An 18,554-nucleotide genomic window follows, 5' to 3' on the forward strand; every position below is an offset into this window, starting at 1 on the left:
GGGGGTCTCCTTCTCAATGATCAGCGTTCTAGCTGGCCAAGGGTGACTGCCCGGCTTCGGGCTGTCTGTCATGTGAAACCGGTACAGTCCGGCCGAGCCGGCGCATCGCCCGCGAAGCCAGCAGGGCGAGTACCAACAGGCCCAGCAGCGCCCCCAGGCTTACCAGCAGCAGGCCCACGCCACGCCCGACGCCAGTACCCAGCCAGGGTCCCAGGACGGCAGCATAGGCACCGCCCGGCAGCATGGCCGGTTGCAGCCAGTGGTCGACGGCAAAGCCGGCCAGCAGCGTCAGGACACTGGTCGTGGCAATGGTCAGCATGCTGATCAGGGCGAACACGCTGGCGCGACTGGCGGCGCCCAGGTTGCGCATCCACAAGGCATTCACGCAGGCATCGGCAATGCCGGCCACACAGATGGCGACGAACACCAACGGGTAGTAGGCCCAAGGCTGGGCGACCCAGCCCAGGCCCATGACACAGGCGGCCAGTACCGCATCGGCCAGGGTCGCGCTGACCAGCAGGTTGCGCGGCTCACCCAGCACGATCAGCACACCGGCTGCCGCCAGGCCACCCAGCGCCGCCCAGGTGTAGGCCATGCCCAGCGCCTGGCTGCCCAGGGTCGAGAGCAGCAAGGGCGTCATCATCAAGGTGGCCACCGCCACCACGGCACCACGGGCCATGGTGTAGACCAGCAGGCCAAGCAAGGTCCGACGGCTGGCCAGAAACCGCAGCGCCAGGCGCACATGCCCCTGGGCGCTGCCGGTTGTCGGTTCAGGCTCGGGCTTGTCAACCACGACCCGACGCAACCCGGAGAACGCCTTGACCACCAGCAGCGAGCCGGCGCAGTAAGCGATCAGGTCGACCATCAGAATGGTCACCAGCCCCGAGTGGGCCATGATCGCCCCGGCCAGCAAGGGCGCTACCAGCGCCGAAGTGTTCTTGCTCAGGCTGCTCAGCCCCGAGGCCTTGGTGAACTTGCCGGGTTTCACCAGCAGGCTGACTGCCGCCTGGTAGGCCGGCTTGCGAAAGGCACTGACCACTGACGCCAGGGCGTTGAAGGCGTACAGGTGCAAGGGTTGTAGACGATCGGTCCACAATAGCGCCATCAGGCCGAGCAACAGCGTGGCGAGAATCAGGTCGCAGCACAGAATGATCGCCCGGTGACTGAAGCGGTCGGCCAGCCCGCCGGCCAGCGGCAGGAACAGCACGGCCGGCAGGGTCGCCGCCAGCACCGCGTTGGCAAACGCCACGGTCGAGCCGGTGTGGTTGTAAACCCATACGCCCAAGGCGAATTCCATCAGTGCGGTGCCCACCACCGCCAGCGACTCGCCGCACCAGAGCCAGTAGAAGCCGCGCCCCAGGTCGAAACGCCCGCTCATGCCGCCCCCCTTCTCAAGCCGTTGGCCAGGCGCCAGGCCATGGAATAGCCCACGGCGGCGGCCACCAGCGGCGCGTAACGCGAGAACAGGTAGGTGCGCAGTACGCGCCGGGCGATGGGCGAACGGATATCGCCACTGACATGCAAGGGGGTGCGGAAAGTCGCCGCCACCGTGGCGCCATAGGCTTCGTCCAGCGACTGCACGGCGTGCCACCAATACACCGGGATGTACAACGCATCGCCCGGGCCGACCACGGTGCGCAGCGGTTGCAGCGCCTGGGTGCCGGGAAAGCGCTCGGTGTCGATGTCGTACAGCCGCCCGGTGTCTTCGATCACCGGGCGCAGGGCGCGCCAGGCCGCTTCATCGGGCGGCAGGATCAGCACCTCCTTGGCACCCACCACCTGGGCCATGAAGGTCTCGTCGGTGACGTGGAAATGCCAGTCGGTGTAGGAGTCGCGATACAGAAAGCTGCGGTGCGCCGGGTAGGCCAGCGACTTGCCCAGGGTCGGCATGAACGGCAGCCCGCCCACATCGTCCTTCATCGGCTCGATGGCCGAGCCTTCGCTGAAGCGGCAGCTGTCCGCCACCCAGGGCCCGCTGCCGGCCGTCAGGCCAGCAAGAAACTCATGAAAGGGCATGTCGCGGTACACGCTGTTGGCGTAGGCCGTGAGTTCGGCCTTGACCTGCGGGCGCGCCCAGCCGATCACCTCGGGCACCACCTGGGCGCGCACCACCACCGGTTTGTTGTGCGAATGCCGGACCAGGTAATCCAGCGCCTGCCAGCGCTCGAACGCCGGCCAGTGGCGTACCGCATTGCGCACCAGGCAGGGTCGGTTGCGGTTCACGTAATGATGAACGAAGTCGGCGCGGCTGATGCTCAGGGCGTCGATCTCGTCCACCGCGCCACAGCGGGTGTAGTTGGGAAAGCGCGACAGGCTCCAGAACTTGTTCGCCGGCTGCGCGAGCGATTGGGGCAATGACATGTTCGCCTCGTGATGGCTCAGAACGAGGCCCTAGGTATAACAGCCCGCCCGGTCCAGACCCCGGCATGGATGGCCATTGTCCCCGCTTTCCGTGACAGCCATGGCCAGGCGGATGCTCTAGTTTTTTCAGCCACTGAGAAGGGGATTGCCCCCGTCAACCTCCCCGCCTTTGGGCCTACGCAGGTGCTTTGAGATGACCGATACCCCGCGCACGCAAGACACCACTTTCCATCCGCTGGCCTCCGTTCAGCAAGGCATCTGGCTCGATCAGATCGCTCACCCCGGCCTGCCGTACTACAACATCGGCATGTCGCTGGAGATCCGCGGCAAGATCGATGTCGCGCTGTTCGAAAAAGCCCTGGAAATGGTCGCCAACCGCCACGACACACTGCGCCTGAGCTTCAGCCAGGAGGGCGGTCTGGGCCGCCAGTGCGTGCTGCCCGAGGTCAAGGTCAAGCTCAAGCTGGTGGAGTTCAGCGAGGCCGATGACGACGCCGGCCTGGCCATGGCCTACCTGCGCGATGCGTTTCGCCAGCCCTTCGAAAGCCTCACCGGGCAGTTGTGGGAGGCCCAGCTGGTGCGCTGCGGGCCGAATCGCCATTACTGGCTGGCGCGCTATCACCACCTGGTCACCGACGGTATCGGCGTGGCCCTGATCGGCCACGCCGTAGGCACGGCCTACAACGCCCTGCTGGCCGGCAGCGAAGAGGTGCCCGACGGGCATTCCTACCTGGATTTCGTCGCCGACGACCAGGCCTACCTGCAATCGAGCCGCTACGAGCGCGACCGGCAATTCTGGCAGGACACCTTCGCCGAGCTGCCACCGGCCTTGCTGCAACGCCGCGCCGACTACCGTGCCAGTACCCAGGCCGGGCAGCTGGCGCCCAGCGAACAGGTGCAGTGCATGCTGCCGCGCGCGCTGTACAACGCCCTGGGGCAGTTCGCTGGCGAGCACAAGTTGTCGCTGGCCCACGTGCTGATCAGCGTGGTGGCGATCTACTTCAGCCGCACCGAGGGCGTCGATGACCTGGTGATCGGCATGCCGGTGCACAACCGCACCACCGCCAAGGCCAAGGCCACCTCCGGAATGTTCTCGTCGGTCAGCCCCATCCGCCTGGCGGTGCAGCCAGAGGCCACGCTGCTGGAACTGATGCAGGCAGCCAACGCCCAGTTGCGCCGCTGCTACCGCCACCAGCGCTTCCCCATCGCCGACCTGAACCGCCTGCTGGGCCTGGCGCGGCTGGGGCGGCGCCAGCTGTTCGAGGTTTCGCTGTCGTTCGAAAGCCTCGACGGCGACGACCAGTTCGGCGGCACCGCGTCGCGGGTCATCACCATGGACAACGGCTACGAGCAGACGCCGATGGCCATCTTCGTGCGTGACTACCACCCCTTCGAAGACGTGCACCTGGACTTCAACTTCAACACCGCCTATTTCAGCGCCGACCAGGCCCGGCACTTCCAGCAGCGCATCGTGGCGATGCTCGAAGCCGTGCTGGAGCACGCCGAAACCCCGGTGGCGCGCTTCCCGCTGATGAGCGCGGCCGAGCAGCGTTGCGTGCTCGAAGACTTCAACCCCGCGCCACAGCCGTACCCTGCGCAATTACTGGTCCACGGCCTGTTCGAAGAGCAGGTTCGCCAACGGCCGCAAGCCTGTGCGCTGCGCGGCGACACCGGCCCGTTGCTCAGTTATGACCAGCTCAACCGCCAGGCCAACCGCCTGGCGCATCGCCTGATCGCACTGGGCGCCGGCCCCGATGCGCGGGTGGCGGTATGCCTGGAGCGCGGCCCGCAGCTGGTCGTCGCCCTGTTGGCCACCCTCAAGGCCGGCGCAGCCTACGTGCCCGTCGACCCGGCCCTGCCGGCCCAGCGTCAGGCCTACATGCTCGATGACAGCGCCCCCATGGCGTTGCTCAGCACGCAGGCCCTGGCCGACGGGCTGCCCGCCAGCAGCGCACCGCTGATGCTGATCGACACGCTGGATCTGACCAGCCAGCCTGACAGCAACCCCGACGTCGCTGGCCTGACCCCGCAGCACCTGGCCTATGTGCTGTATACCTCCGGCTCCACCGGTATGCCCAAAGGCGTGATGAACGAGCACGCCGGGGTGGTCAACCGCTTGCTCTGGGCGCGTGATTACCACGGTGTGGAGGCCAGCGAGCGGATCCTGCAGAAAACCCCGTTCGGTTTCGACGTCTCGGTGTGGGAGTTCTTCCTGCCGTTGCTGGCCGGCGCCGAGCTGGTGCTGGCGCGTCCCGGTGGTCACCAGCAGCCGGAGTACCTGGCCGACCTGCTGAACCAGGCCGGGGTGACCATGCTGCACTTCGTGCCCTCGATGCTCGAGGTGTTCCTGCAACAGCCTGGCGCCCTGCACTTCCCGGCCTTGCGCCGCGTGCTGTGCAGTGGCGAGGCCTTGCCCCGCGCCCTGCAGCAGCGCTTCGAAAGCCGTCTGCCCGGTGTGGAGCTGCACAACCTGTATGGCCCCACCGAAGCGGCCATCGACGTCACCGCCTGGCAATGCCGTCCCACCGACGCGGGCGACAGCGTGCCCATCGGCCGCCCGATCGCCAATATCCAGATGTACGTGCTCGATGCGCTGCACCAGCCCCTGCCGATTGGCGTGGCCGGTGAACTACACATCGGCGGTGTCGGCGTGGCACGGGGTTACTTCAACCGCCCTGATCTCAGCGCCGAGCGTTTCGTCGAAACGCCACTGGGCCGCTTGTACAAGACCGGCGACCTGGGCCGCTGGCGCGCCGACGGTGCCTTGGAGTACCTGGGCCGCAATGACTTCCAGGTGAAGATCCGCGGTTTCCGTATCGAGCTGGGCGAGATCGAAAGCGCCCTGCTGGCCTGCGAAGGCGTGCGTGAAGCGGTGGTGATCGCCCGTAACGACAGTCATGGCGATAGCGACGGCACGCGCCTGGTGGCCTACCTGTGCGGTGCTCCAGCCGATGCTTCGGCCCTGCGTGCCGCGCTGCTCGAGCGCCTGCCGGAGTACATGGTGCCCAGCGCGTTCGTGGTGCTGGAGCAACTGCCGCTGAACAGCAACGGCAAACTCGACCGCCGCGCCCTGCCCGCCCCCGGCGCCGAGACCCTGGCCAGCCAGGCCTACGCCGCGCCCGAAGGCGACACCGAGCAGGCCATCGCGCAGATCTGGCAAAGCCTGCTGGGCGTCGAGCAAGTCGGCCGCGACGACGGCTTCCTGGCCCTGGGCGGTCATTCGCTGCTCACCGTGCAGTTGCAGGCCCGCCTGCTGCAGGAACTGGGCGTGCAGCTCGACCTGCAGACCCTGTTCGCCCAGCGTTCGCTGCGTGAGCTGGCCACGCGCGTGGACCAGCACATGGGCGAGGCAAACGTCACCGAGCAGCAGGCGATCGTGCGCATCGCCCGTGAACAGCCGATGCCGCTGTCACTGGCCCAGCAGCGCCTGTGGTTTCTCGACCAGCTCGATCCGGCGGCCAGCCTGGCCTACCACATGCCTGCCGCCCTGCATCTGCGTGGCGAGCTGAACGTCGCCGCGCTCAAGCAGGCCCTGGACCGCATCGTCGCCCGCCACGAAAGCCTGCGCGCCCGTTTCCCGAAGGCTGGCAGCGTGCAGTTCGCTCCGGCCGACTGTGGCTTCAGCCTGGTCGAGCACGACCTGCGCGGTCAGCCGGCAGAGGCCGTGGAGCAGCAGCGCGCCGAGGAAGCCCGCACGCCGTTCGACCTCGGCCAGGGTCCTCTGGTACGTGGCCGCCTGCTGCGCATCGCCGATGACGAGCACCTGCTGCTGGTGACCCAGCACCACATCGTCTCCGATGGCTGGTCGGTGGCGGTGATGATCGGCGAGTTCAACCGCCTGTACGCCGCGTTCTGCCAGGGCCAACCGGACCCATTGCCGCCGCTGGACCTGCAATACGCCGACTACGCTGCCTGGCAACAGCAGCAGTTGCAGGGCGAACGCCTGCAACACCAGCTGGAGTTCTGGCAGCAACACCTACGCGGCGCCCCGGCGCTGCTGGAGCTGCCCGCCGACCGCCCACGCCCCGCCGAACAGAGCTACCGCGGCGCGGCCCTGGCCGTGCAACTGCCCGCCGAGCTGAGCCAGCGCCTGCGCCAGTTCAGCCAGCAACAGGGCCTGACCCCCTTCATGACCCTGCTGGGGGCCTGGTCGATCCTGCTGTCACGACTGAGCAACCAGGCGCAAGTGGTGCTCGGCACGCCGGTAGCCAACCGCACCCGCCAGGAAACCGAGGCGCTGATCGGCTTCTTCGTCAACACCCTGGCCCTGCACCTGGACCTGTCCGCACACCGCCGCGTCGACGAGCTGCTGGCGCACGTCAAGGCCACCACGCTCGACGCTTACGAGCACCAGGCGGTGCCGTTCGAACAGGTGGTCGAGGCCCTGCAACCGGAACGCAGCCTGGGTCACAGCCCGCTGTTCCAGGCCATGCTGGTGCTCGGCAACACGCCGCAGGACCAGGCCATCGCCCTGCCGGGCGTCGAACTGACGCCGCTGACGCCAGAAGCCAGCACCACCCAGTTCGACCTGACCCTGGCGCTGAACGACGATGGCGAGACCTTCAGCGGCCAGTTCGAATACGCCACCGACCTGTTCGACGCCAGCACCATCGCGCGCTGGCGCGAGCACCTGCTGTGCCTGCTCGATGCCATGCTGGCGGGCGCCGACCAGCCACTGGCGACCCTGCCATTGTTGAGCAACGCCCAGCGCCGCCAGCTGCTCAACCGCCTCAATCCGCCCGCCACCGCCTTCGTCGAAAGCCTGTGCGCACAGCAGGCCTTCGAAGCGCAGGTACGTGCCCGCCCGCAGGCAAAGGCCCTGGAAGCCGACGGCCAGACGCTCAGCTATGCCGAACTCAATGCCCGCGCCAACCGTGTGGCACACCGCCTGATCGCCCTGGGGGTACGCCCGGATGACCGCGTGGCGCTGCTCGCCGAGCGCAGCCCGGCGATGATCGTCGGCGTGCTGGGCATCCTCAAGGCCGGTGGCGCCTACGTGCCGCTGGACCCCAACTACCCCGGCGAGCGCCTGCAACACATGCTCGAAGACAGCGCACCGAAGGTGCTGCTGACCCAGGCGGCATTGGCCCAGCATCTGCCGACGCCAGCACTGGCCCAAGTGACCCTGGAAAGCTGTGACCAGGGCGACAGCCATGACCCGCAGGTCGAAGGGCTGACCAGCCGCCACCTGGCCTACGTCATCTATACCTCCGGCTCCACCGGCAAGCCCAAGGGCGTGATGATCGAACACCGCTCGTTGTGCAACCAGATCGCTGCCCTGCAGGAGCGCTATGGCCTGAACCCGCAGGACCGCGTGCTGCAATTCGCCAGCCTGGCCTTCGACATGTCGGTGGAAGAGATCTTCGGCGCCCTGTTCAGCGGCGCCACCCTGGTACTGCGCAGCGACGCCTGGATCGCCGGTAGCGCGGCGTTCGCCAGCCTGTGCGAACAACACGCGATCAGCGTGGCCAACCTGCCCACGGTGTTCTGGCAGCAACTGGCGCGTGACAGTCACGTGCCCATGCCCACCTGCATCCGCCAGCTGATGATCGGCGGCGAAGCGGTAAGCAAGCAGGCCGTGGCGCAGTGGTTCCAGCGCAGCGGCCATCGCCCGCAATTGTTCAACGCCTATGGCCCGACCGAAGCCACGGTGAATGCCTCGGTGCGCCTGATCCGCAGCGCCAGCGACGACTTCCGCAGCATCGGCGAACCGCTGCGCAACACCCAGCTGCATGTGCTGGATGCCGCCGGGCAACTGGCGCCGCTGGGCGCGGTCGGGGAAATCCATATCGGTGGCGTGGGCGTGGCCCGCGGTTATCTGAACCGCGAGGAACTGAGCGCCGAACGCTTCATCGCGGACCCGTTCAGCACCGCCCCCGATGCACGCCTGTACAAGACCGGCGACCAGGGCCGTTGGTGCGCCGACGGCACCCTGCATTACCTGGGGCGTAACGACGACCAAGTGAAGATCCGCGGCTTCCGGGTCGAACTGGGCGAAATCGAAAGTGTGCTCGCCAGTTGCCCTGGCGTGCGCGAGGCGGTAGTGGTGGCCAGACCGGCCGAGAGCGGCGGCCAACGCCTGATTGCCTACCTGTGCGGCGAACCAGTGGCCATCGAGCGCCTGCGCGAACACCTGCTGGCGCGACTGCCCGAATACATGCTGCCCAGCGCCTGGGTGCGTCTGGAAACCCTGCCACTGACCCCCAATGGCAAGCTGGACCGCAAGGCCCTGCCCGCCCCTGGCCAGGAAGCTTTTGCCAGCCGCGCCTACGAGGCGCCGCGCGGCGCTCTGGAACAGCGCTTGGCGCAGGTGTGGCAGGACGTGCTGGGTGTGGAACAGGTCGGCCGCCACGACCGCTTCTTCGAGCTGGGCGGCCACTCGCTGCTGGCGGTAAGCCTGATCGACCGGCTGCGCGAACAGGGCCTGCACGCCAGCGTACGCACGGTGTTCAGCACCCCGACCCTGTGGGAAATGGCGCAGAGCATCAATCGTGCACCGCAAACCGCCTTCAGCGCGCCAGCCAACGGCATTCCAGCCGGCTGCACCGCACTGACCCCGGACATGCTGCCGCTGGTGCAGATCAGCCAGGAACACTTGGACAAGCTGCTGGCCGACGTGCCCGGTGGCGCCGCCAACGTGCAGGACATCTACCCTCTGGCGCCGTTGCAGCAGGGCATGCTGTTCCACCATCTGCTGGGGCACCAGGGTGATGCCTACCTGGTGCGCTCGATGATCGAATTCGACAGCCGCGCGCACCTGCAGGCCTTCACCGCAGCGCTGCAGCAGGTCATCGACCGCCACGACGTATTGCGTACCGCCGTGCACTGGGCCGGCCAGGCGCAGCCGCTGCAAGTCGTGCAGCGTCAGGCCACGCTGCCGGTCACCGTCCTGGCCGACCTGGACGGTCTGAGCGCCCGCCAGGCCCTGGAACGGGCCAGCGACCCGCGCAGCCTGCGCCTGAACCTCAACCAGGCGCCGCTGATGCACGCCTGGAGCGCCGAAGAACCCGACAGCGGGCGCTGCTGGCTGGCCCTGCTGGACCACCACCTGATCAGCGACCACGTTTCGCTGGCCATCGTGCTGGAAGAAGTGCAGGCACTGATGCAGGGCCAGGCCAGCGCGCTGCCGGAACCGGTGCCATACCGCGAGTTCATCGCCCATCTGCAAACCTTGCCGGCTGACAGCCACACCGAGTATTTCCAGCGCCGCCTGGCCGATATCGACACGCCCACCGCGCCATTCGGGCAGCTCGACGTACAGGGCGATGCGGCCAGCGTACACGAGGCGCACCGGCGCCTGCCGAACGCACTGGCGCAGCGCCTGCGCAGCTGCGCCCGCCAGGCCCAGCTGACCCCGGCAGTGCTTTTCCATGTGGCCTGGGCGCAGGTGCTGGCGCGCTGCACCGGCCAGCCCGACGTGGTGTTCGGCACCGTGCTGGCCGGCCGTTCGCAGGGTTCGCTGGGCGCCGGTCGTGCCCTGGGCGTGTTCATCAACACCCTGCCGGTGCGCGTAGCCTTGCAGGGCCGTAGCACCCAGGCGTTGCTGGAAGACACCGCCGCCGACCTGGCCGAACTGCTGCGCTATGAACAGGCACCGTTGACCCAGGCGCAGCGTTGCAGCGCGGTCGCCGTCCCGCTGCCACTGTTCACCACCCTGCTGAACTACCGCCACCAGAGCGAAGGCGGCTCGCTGGCCAACGACGGTGCAGTCCTGACCTGGGACGGCGTGCAGGTGCATAGCAACGAAGCGCGCACCAACTACCCGATCGAAGTCGCGGTGGGTGATGAAGGCACAGGGTTCTCCATCAGCGCCCAGGCCGTGGCGGGCATTGACCCGACACAGGTCGCCCAGTACCTGGAGCAGGCCGTGGCTTCCCTGGTCGATGCCCTGCAGCATGACCCGGCACGTCCGGCCCAGGCCCTGGAGGTGTTGCCCGACGCCGAGCGCGAGCAACTGCTGCGCGGCTTCAACCACACCGCCGAGGATTTCGGCGCGGTTCGCCCGCTGCACCAGCAGTTCGAAGACCAGGCCCGCCAGCAGCCGGACGCCACCGCGCTGGTCCATGAGCAGCAATCGCTTAGCTACCGCCAGCTCAACCGCCGCGCCAACCACCTGACTCGCCAGTTGCTCGCCCTCGGCGTGCAGCCCGACGACCGCGTGGCGCTGTGCGCCGAGCGCAGCCTGGAGATGATCGTCGGGGTGCTCGGCGTGCTCAAGGCCGGTGCCGCCTACGTGCCGCTGGACCCGGCCAACCCCGCCGAGCGCATGGCCTTCCTGCTCGCCGACAGCCAGCCCTGCGCCGTGCTGGCCCAGGCCGCGCTGACGCTGCCGGAGGTCAACGTACCGCGCCTGGCCCTGGATACCGCCGAGTCCCTGGCCGCTGCCGACGACTCCAGCTACGACAGCAACCCGCAGGTGCCCGCCCTCACCCCGGAGCACCTGGCCTATGTGATCTACACCTCCGGCTCCACCGGCCAGGCCAAGGGCGTGATGGTCGAGCACCGCTCGCTGTTCAACTTCAGCCAGGTGCTGGCACACACCACCCACAGCCATTGCACGGCTCAGGCGCGGGTGGCCCTGAATGCCGGCTTCTACTTCGATATGTCGCTCAAGGGCATCTGCCAGCTCGGCGCCGGCCACTGCCTGGTGATCGTGCCGCAGCACCTGCGCGCCAGCGGCCAGGAGCTGCTGGACTTCCTCGAAGCCGAGCAGATCCAGGCCTTCGACTCCACCCCTTCGCAACTCGACGGCCTGCTCGCCGCCGGGCTGCTGGAGCGTGAACGCTACAAACCGCGCAGCGTGCTACTGGGTGGCGAGCCGATCAATGCCGCGACCTGGGCACGCCTGCGTGCCTGCCCGAGCATCCACTTCTACAACATGTACGGCCCCACCGAAGGTACCGTCGACGCTAGCCAGGGCTTGGTCGCCGAACTGGGCGAACAACCGAGCATCGGCCGCCCGCTGGCCAACGTGCAGCTCTATGTGCTCGATGCCCAAGGCCAGCCGGCGCCGATTGGCGTGGCCGGTGAATTGCACATCGGCGGCGCAGGTGTGGCACGCGGTTACCTCAACCGTCCGGAACTGACCGCCGAGCGCTTCATCCACACCGCGCTGGGCCGCCTGTACAAGACCGGCGACCTGGGCCGCTGGCGCGCCGACGGCACCCTGGAATACCTGGGCCGCAATGACTTCCAGGTGAAGATCCGTGGCTTCCGTATCGAGCTGGGGGAGATCGAAAGCGCCCTGCTGGCCTGCAACGGCGTGCGCGAAGCGGCGGTGATCGCCCGCGATGGCAAGCAGTTGGTCGCCTACCTGTGCGGTGCGCCAGCCGATGCTTCGGCCCTGCGTGCCGCGCTGCTTGAACGCTTGCCGGAGTACATGGTGCCCAGCGCCTACGTGGTGCTGGAGCAACTGCCGTTGACCGCCAACGGCAAGCTCGATCGCCGCGCCCTGCCCGCCCCCGGCGCCGAGACCCTGGCCAGCCAGGCCTATGCCGCGCCCGAAGGCGACACCGAGCAGGCCATCGCGCAGATCTGGCAAAGCCTGCTGGGCGTAGAACAGGTCGGCCGCGACGACGGCTTCCTGGCCCTGGGCGGTCATTCGCTGCTCACCGTGCAATTGCAGGCACGCCTGCTCCAGGAGCTGGGCGTGCAGCTCGACCTGCAGACCCTGTTCGCCCAGCGTTCGCTGCGTGAGCTGGCCGAATGTGTAGACCAGGCCAGACCGACCGACATCCAGGCCATCGAGCCGATTTCTCGCACTCAACCCGTACCGCTGTCGCTGGCGCAACAGCGCCTGTGGTTCCTCGACCAGCTCGATCCGGCGGCCAGCCTGGCCTACCACATGCCTGCCGCCCTGCACCTGCGTGGCAAGTTGAACGTTGAGGCGCTCAAGCAGGCGCTGGACCGCGTCATCGCCCGTCACGAAAGCCTGCGCGCCCGCTTCCCGCAGGCCGGCAGCGTGCAGTTCGCTCCGGCCGACTGTGGCTTCAGCCTGGTCGAGCACGACCTGCGCGGCCAGCCGGCAGAGGCCGTGGAGCAGCAGCGGGCCGAGGAAGCCCGCACGCCGTTCGACCTCGGCACGGGCCCGCTGGTACGTGGCCGCCTGCTGCGCATCGCCGATGACGAACACCTGCTGCTGGTGACCCAGCACCACATCGTTTCCGATGGCTGGTCGGTGGCGGTGATGATCGGCGAGTTCAACCGCCTGTACGCCGCGTTCTGCCAGGGCCAGGCCGACCCATTGCCGCCGCTGGCCCTGCAATACGCCGACTACGCTGCCTGGCAACAGCAGCAGTTGCAGGGCGAACGCCTGCAACACCAGCTGGAGTTCTGGCAGCAACACCTGCGCGGCGCCCCGGCGCTGCTGGAGCTGCCCACCGACCGGCCACGCCCCGCCGAACAGAGCTACCGTGGCGCCGCCCTGGCCGTGCAACTGCCCGCCGAGCTGAGCCAGCGCCTGCGCCAGTTCAGCCAGCAGCACGGCCTGACCCCCTTCATGACTCTGCTGGGGGCCTGGTCGATCCTGCTGTCGCGGCTGAGCAATCAGGCGCAAGTGGTAGTCGGCACACCGGTGGCCAACCGCACCCGCCAGGAAACCGAGGCGCTGATCGGCTTCTTCGTCAACACCCTGGCCCTGCACCTGGACCTGTCCGCGCACCGCCGCGTCGACGAGCTGCTGGCGCACATCAAGGCCACCACGCTCGACGCTTACGAGCACCAGGCGGTGCCGTTCGAACAGGTGGTCGAGGCCCTGCAACCGGAACGCAGCCTGGGCCACAGCCCGCTGTTCCAGGCCATGCTGGTGCTGGGCAACACGCCGCAAGACCAGGCCATTGCCCTTCCGGGCGTCGAACTGACGCCGCTGACGCCAGAAACCAGCACCACCCAGTTCGACCTGACCCTGGCGCTGAACGACGATGGCCAGACCTTCAGCGGCCAGTTCGAGTACGCCACCGACCTGTTCGACGCCAGCACCATCGCGCGCTGGCGCGAGCACCTGCTGTGCCTGCTCGACGCCATGCTGGCCTGTAGCGATCAGCCGTTGGCCGCGCTGCCACTGCTGACGCCCGCGCAAGCCGAACAACTGCAACAGGCCTTCAGCGGTCCGCAGGTGGCCTTGGACGAGCGCGCCGAGCGCCTGCCGCAACGGGTGTTCCAGGCCCAGGCGGCACGCACCCCCGACGCCCTGGCGGTGGCCAGCGCCACCGAGCGCTGCAGCTATGCGCAGCTCAATGCCCGCGCCAACCAGGTCGCCCACTGGCTGATCGGCCAGGGCGTGGGCCCGGACGACACCGTGGGCCTGTGCGCTGGCCGCAGCGCGCAGATGGTCGCGGGCCTGCTGGGCATTCTCAAGGCCGGTGCCGCCTACGTGCCACTGGATGCCAACTACCCCGCCGAGCGCCTGGCCTACATGCTCGCCGACAGCGCCCCGCGTGCGCTGGTCTGCGATGCCGGCCTGAGCCTGCCGGGCGCCGAGGGTCTGCCGACCCTGGAGCTGGGCAGCGCGGACCAGCAGCAGGCCGCCTGCCACGATCCGCAGGCACCGGCGCCGAGCTTCGGGCAACTGGCCTACGTGATCTACACCTCCGGTTCCACCGGCAAGCCCAAGGGCGTGATGGTCGAGCACCGCGGCCTGCGCAACCTGCTCGACTGGTACCTGCAGGACCTGGCCCTGGATGCCAGCGACGCGGTGTTGCTGGCCTCTTCCTACAACTTCGACCTGACCCAGAAGAACATCCTCGCCCCGCTGATGACCGGTGCCGCCCTGCACCTGGCCGCCGAGCCGTTCGACCCGAGGGCCATCGTGGCGCACATCCACAGTGCCGGCGTCAGCCACCTGAACCTTTCGCCCAGCGCCTTCCGTGCGCTGGTCGAAGCCGACCCCGAGCAACGCATGGCCGGCCTCAAGCGTGTGGTACTGGGCGGCGAGCCGATCCAGTTGAGCGTGCTGGAAAAGCTTGCCCAGCCGCGCCCACAGTTCATCAACAGCTACGGCCCCACCGAGTGCAGCGACGTGGTGGCCTGGCATCGCCTCGACGCCGACCTGGAACACTACCGTGAGCAGCCCATCCCGATCGGCCTGCCGATCCGCAACCTGCAGCTGCATGTGCTCGACGAGCACGGCCAGGTGCTGCCGATTGGCGTGGTGGGCGAAATCCACATCGGCGGCGCTGGTGTGGCGCGCGGTTACCTCAACCGCCCCGAGCTGACCGCCGAGCGTTTCATCGACACGCCGCAGGGTCGTCTGTACAAAACCGGTGACCTGGGCCGCTGGGCGGCCGATGGCATTCTGCACTACCTGGGCCGCAACGATGAACAGCTGAAGATTCGGGGCCTGCGCGTCGAGCCGGGCGAGATCGAAGCGGCACTTGCCAGCCTGCCCGGCGTGCGCGAGGCCGCGCTGGTGGCCCGCGACAGCGCCCAGGGCAAACAGTTGGTGGCCTACCTGTGTGGCGAGCCCGGCGAGCCTGCACAACTGCGCGAGGCGCTGGCCAGCCAGTTGCCGGCGCACATGCTGCCGGCGGCCTTCGTGACCCTGCCAGCCTTGCCGCTGACGCCCAATGGCAAGCTCGACCGCCGTGCGCTGCCCGAGCCGAGCGCCGACGCCTGGGCCAGCAGCACCTACGAGGCCCCGCAAGGGCCACTGGAACAGGCGCTGGCCGGACACTGGCAGGCCCTGCTTGGCGTGCCGCAGGTGGGTCGACACGACAACTTCTTCGCCCTCGGTGGGCACTCGATGATGGCCGTCAGCCTGATCGAGCGGCTGCGCGGCCAAGGCCTGAACGCCGACGTACGCACCCTGTTCAGCGCCCCGACCCTCAAGGCCCTGGCCCAGGCGCTGAGCGACAGCCACGGCCAGCACTTCCGTGCCCCGGCCAACGGCATCCCGGCCGGCTGCACCGCCCTCACCCCGCACATGCTGCCGCTGGTGGACCTCAGCCAGGCGCAGCTCGACCAGTTGAGCGATGCGGTAGCGGGTGGCGCGGCGAACATCCAGGACATCTACCCGCTGGCGCCGCTGCAGCAAGGCATCCTGTTCCACCACATGCTCGGCCAGCAGGGCGATGCCTACCTGGTGCGCTCGCTGCTGGAATTCGACGACCGCACCGCGCTGGACTCTTTCCTGGCGGCCTTGCAGCAGGTCATCGACCGGCATGACATCCTGCGCACCGGCGTGCATTGGGATGGCCTGCCCCAAGCGGTGCAGGTGGTGCAGCGCCAGGCCACGCTGCCGGTGCAGCTGCTGGAACTGCAGGCCGAAGGCGACGCGCTGGAGCAGCTCAAGGCCCGCACCGAGCCTTCACGTACCCGCCTGGACCTGCGCCAGGGCCCGCTGATGCGCGCCTGCATCGCCCGGCAGCCGGGCAGCCAGGGCTGGCTGCTGGCCCTGCTCAACCACCACATGGCCAGTGACCACGTGACCCTGGAAACCGTGCTGGAAGAAATCCACACGCTGCTGCACCAGGCCGACGCAGCACTGCCGCCCGCACAGCCGTTCCGCGACTTCATCGCCCAGGCCCTGGCCACCCCGGCCGAAGTGCACGAAGCCTATTTCAGCGCGCGTCTGAGCGATATCGACACACCGACCGCGCCCTTCGACGAACTCGACGTGCAGGGTGATGGCAGCCAACTGCAAGAAGCCGAGCTGGCGCTGAGCGACGCGCTGAACCAGCGCCTGCGCAGCCAGGCCCAGGCGCTGGGCGTGACCCCGGCGGCGCTGTTCCATGTGGCCTGGGCGCAAGTGCTGGCGCGCTGCACCAGCCTTGACGACGTGGTGTTCGGCACCGTGGTCAGCGGCCGCCTGCAAGGTTCGGCGGGCGCCGAGCATGCCCTGGGGGTGTTCATCAACACCTTGCCGGTGCGCGTGTCGGTGGCCGGCCAGGCTGCCCAGGCGCAGGTGTTGGCGACCCATCAGGACCTGATTGAACTGCTCGCCCACGAACAGGCGCCGCTGGCCCTGGCGCAGCGTTGCAGTGGCGTGGCCAGCGGCGTGCCGCTGTTCACCAGCCTGCTCAACTACCGCCACCAGCGTGATGATCGCCAGCTGCAATGGCCGAGGCTGCGCATTCTCGGCAGTGCCGAGCGCAGCAACTACCCGCTGGCGCTGTCGGTCAACGACCATGGCCACGCCCTGAGCCTGACCGTGCAATGCCTGCCGAGCATGTCGGCCACGACGATTGGCCAGATGATGCTGCAGGCGTTGCAGACCCTCAGCCAGGCTTTGGCCGCCCAGCCCGACCAGCCTCTGGCAGCACTCGACGTGTTGCCGGCCCAGGCCCGCGAACGGGCGCTGACCTGCAGCAACGCCGATGCCGTGGCCTTCCCCGGCGACCCGTGCATCCAGCACCTGTTCGAAGCGCAGGTGCGCCAGACGCCACAGGCCATTGCCGTACAGGCCGGCACCCACTGCCTGAGCTACGTGCAGCTCAACACCCAGGCCGACCAGCTGGCCCGCCAGTTGATCGCCGAGGGTGTGCTGCCCGGTGAGCTGGTGGCCCTCTGTGTGGCGCGCGGCGCGGCGATGATCGTCGGCCTGCTGGGCATTCTCAAGGCCGGCGCGGCCTACGTGCCGCTGGACTCGGCCTACCCTTCGGCCCGCCTGACCGCCATCGTCGAAGACGCGCGACCACGCCGTGTACTGGCCGATGCCCAGGGCCGTGAAGCCCTGGGCAGCCTGCCCGAAGGCAGCCGCTACCTGATGCTCGAACAGGCCCTGAGCAGCGCCCCGCAAAGCGGCCCGGCCGCCCCTGAGAACGGTGCGCTGAGTTCCGCCAGCCTGGCCTACGTGATCTACACCTCCGGCTCCACCGGCACGCCGAAGGGCGTGATGATCGAGCACCGCCAGCTGGTGGCCTCCACCCGGGCGCGCCTGCAGGTGTATGGCAGCTCGGCCGAGCGGCGCTTCCTGCTGCTCTCGTCGGTGGCCTTCGACAGCTCGGTGGCCGGGATCTTCGGCAGCCTGTGCAGCGGCGACACCCTGTGCATCGCCTCGGCCGAACAGGCCCGTGACCCGCTGGCCCTGGCCGAGCTGATCGAGGCCCAGTCGATCACCACGCTGCTGTGCGTACCGTCGCTGGCGCGGCCTTTGCTGGCCAGCCTGTCGCCGGCCTGCAGCCTGCGCGAAATGATCGTCGCCGGCGAGGCCTGCCCCGCCGACCTCGCCCAGGCCTGCGCGGCCCGTGAACCGGCACTGACGCTGTACAACGAATACGGCCCTACCGAAGCCACCGTATGGGCCAGCGTGCACCGCTGCGGCGCCGACGAACAAGGCACGGTGCCGATTGGCCGTGGCATCCCCAATGCCCGCCTGTACGTGCTCGACCCGCAGGGGCGCCCGGTGCCCCAGGGCGTGGCCGGTGAACTCTACGTGGGCGGTGCCGGGGTGGCCCGTGGTTACCTGGATCAGCCGGCGCTGAGCGCCGAACGCTTCCTGGACGACCCTTTCTGTACGGCGGCGCAGGCACGCATGTACCGCACCGGTGACCGGGTACGCCAGCGCCAGGATGGCGCGCTGGAGTTCCTCGGCCGGCTGGACCAGCAGATCAAGCTGCGCGGCCTGCGCATCGAGCCGGGCGAGATCGAGGCACGGATGCTCTGCGTAGCGGGTGTGCGTGAGGCGCTGGTCATCGCCCGGGAAGACACACCCGGCGTACCGCGCCTGGTGGCCTACCTGAGCCTGAGCGGCGAACTGGACGCTGCGCCGACGGCCTTGCGCGAGTACCTCGGCGAACACCTGCCGGCCTACATGGTGCCTGCGGCCTTCGTGGTGCTGGAGCGCCTGCCGCTGAGCCCCAACGGCAAGGTCGACCGCAACGCCCTGCCAGCACCTCAGGGCGGCGACTTCTCCAGCCGCGTGTTCGAGGCACCGCAAGGTGAAACCGAAACCGAACTGGCGCGCATCTGGGCCGAGTTGCTGGGCCTGGAACGCGTCGGCCGCCACGACCACTTCTTCGAGTTGGGCGGACATTCGCTGCTGGCCGTGCAGGTGACCCTGCAGGCCCGCCAGAGCTTCGGCGTGGACGTGCCGCTGCGTGAGGTGTTCGAGCACCCCACGCTCGACGCCCTGGCCGACCTGATCAACACCCTGCAACTGGCGCAGTTCAGCGCTGAACAACTGCTCGAGCTGGAGGGCCAGATGGCCTCGCTCAGCGAAAGTGAACTGCTTGCCCTCGTTTCCAAGGATGCCTGAC

At 68.4% G+C, this 18,554-nt stretch carries 3 protein-coding genes; 1 reads left to right on the plus strand and 2 read right to left on the minus strand.

The window, feature by feature from the left end; genetic code table 11:
• Nucleotides 1–28 precede the first annotated feature (28 nt).
• Both RRX38_RS04250 and RRX38_RS04255 read right to left on the minus strand, forming a co-directional pair.
• Nucleotides 29–1,378 carry an MFS transporter gene (locus RRX38_RS04250; protein ID WP_315961673.1) on the minus strand — a complete coding sequence of 450 codons (1,350 nt, stop codon included), beginning with the start codon at nt 1,376–1,378 and terminating at the stop codon, nt 29–31.
• Nucleotides 1,375–2,361 (minus strand): cupin-like domain-containing protein, encoded by a 987-nt coding sequence (locus RRX38_RS04255; RefSeq protein ID WP_315961674.1) that lies wholly within the window; start codon nt 2,359–2,361, stop codon nt 1,375–1,377. The genes RRX38_RS04250 and RRX38_RS04255 overlap by 4 nt, the downstream gene beginning before the upstream one ends.
• 193 nt (nt 2,362–2,554) lie before the next feature.
• Here RRX38_RS04255 and RRX38_RS04260 point away from each other — a divergent pair, with 193 nt between their 5' ends.
• Nucleotides 2,555–18,553, plus strand: a complete 15,999-nt coding sequence (locus RRX38_RS04260) for a non-ribosomal peptide synthase/polyketide synthase (RefSeq protein ID WP_315961675.1) — start codon at nt 2,555–2,557, stop codon at nt 18,551–18,553.
• Nucleotide 18,554 lies beyond the last annotated feature (1 nt).

This window comes from Pseudomonas sp. DTU_2021_1001937_2_SI_NGA_ILE_001, from assembly GCF_032463525.1.
Lineage (GTDB): Bacteria > Pseudomonadota > Gammaproteobacteria > Pseudomonadales > Pseudomonadaceae > Aquipseudomonas.

What these genes read in the sequence shown, in the direction of transcription:
- RRX38_RS04260 (WP_315961675.1), top strand. Translation starts at nt 2,555, where the DNA reads ATGACCGATACCCCGCGCACGCAAGACACCACTTTCCATCCGCTGGCC.
- RRX38_RS04255 (WP_315961674.1), bottom strand. Translation starts at nt 2,361, where the DNA reads ATGTCATTGCCCCAATCGCTCGCGCAGCCGGCGAACAAGTTCTGGAGC.
- RRX38_RS04250 (WP_315961673.1), bottom strand. Translation starts at nt 1,378, where the DNA reads ATGAGCGGGCGTTTCGACCTGGGGCGCGGCTTCTACTGGCTCTGGTGC.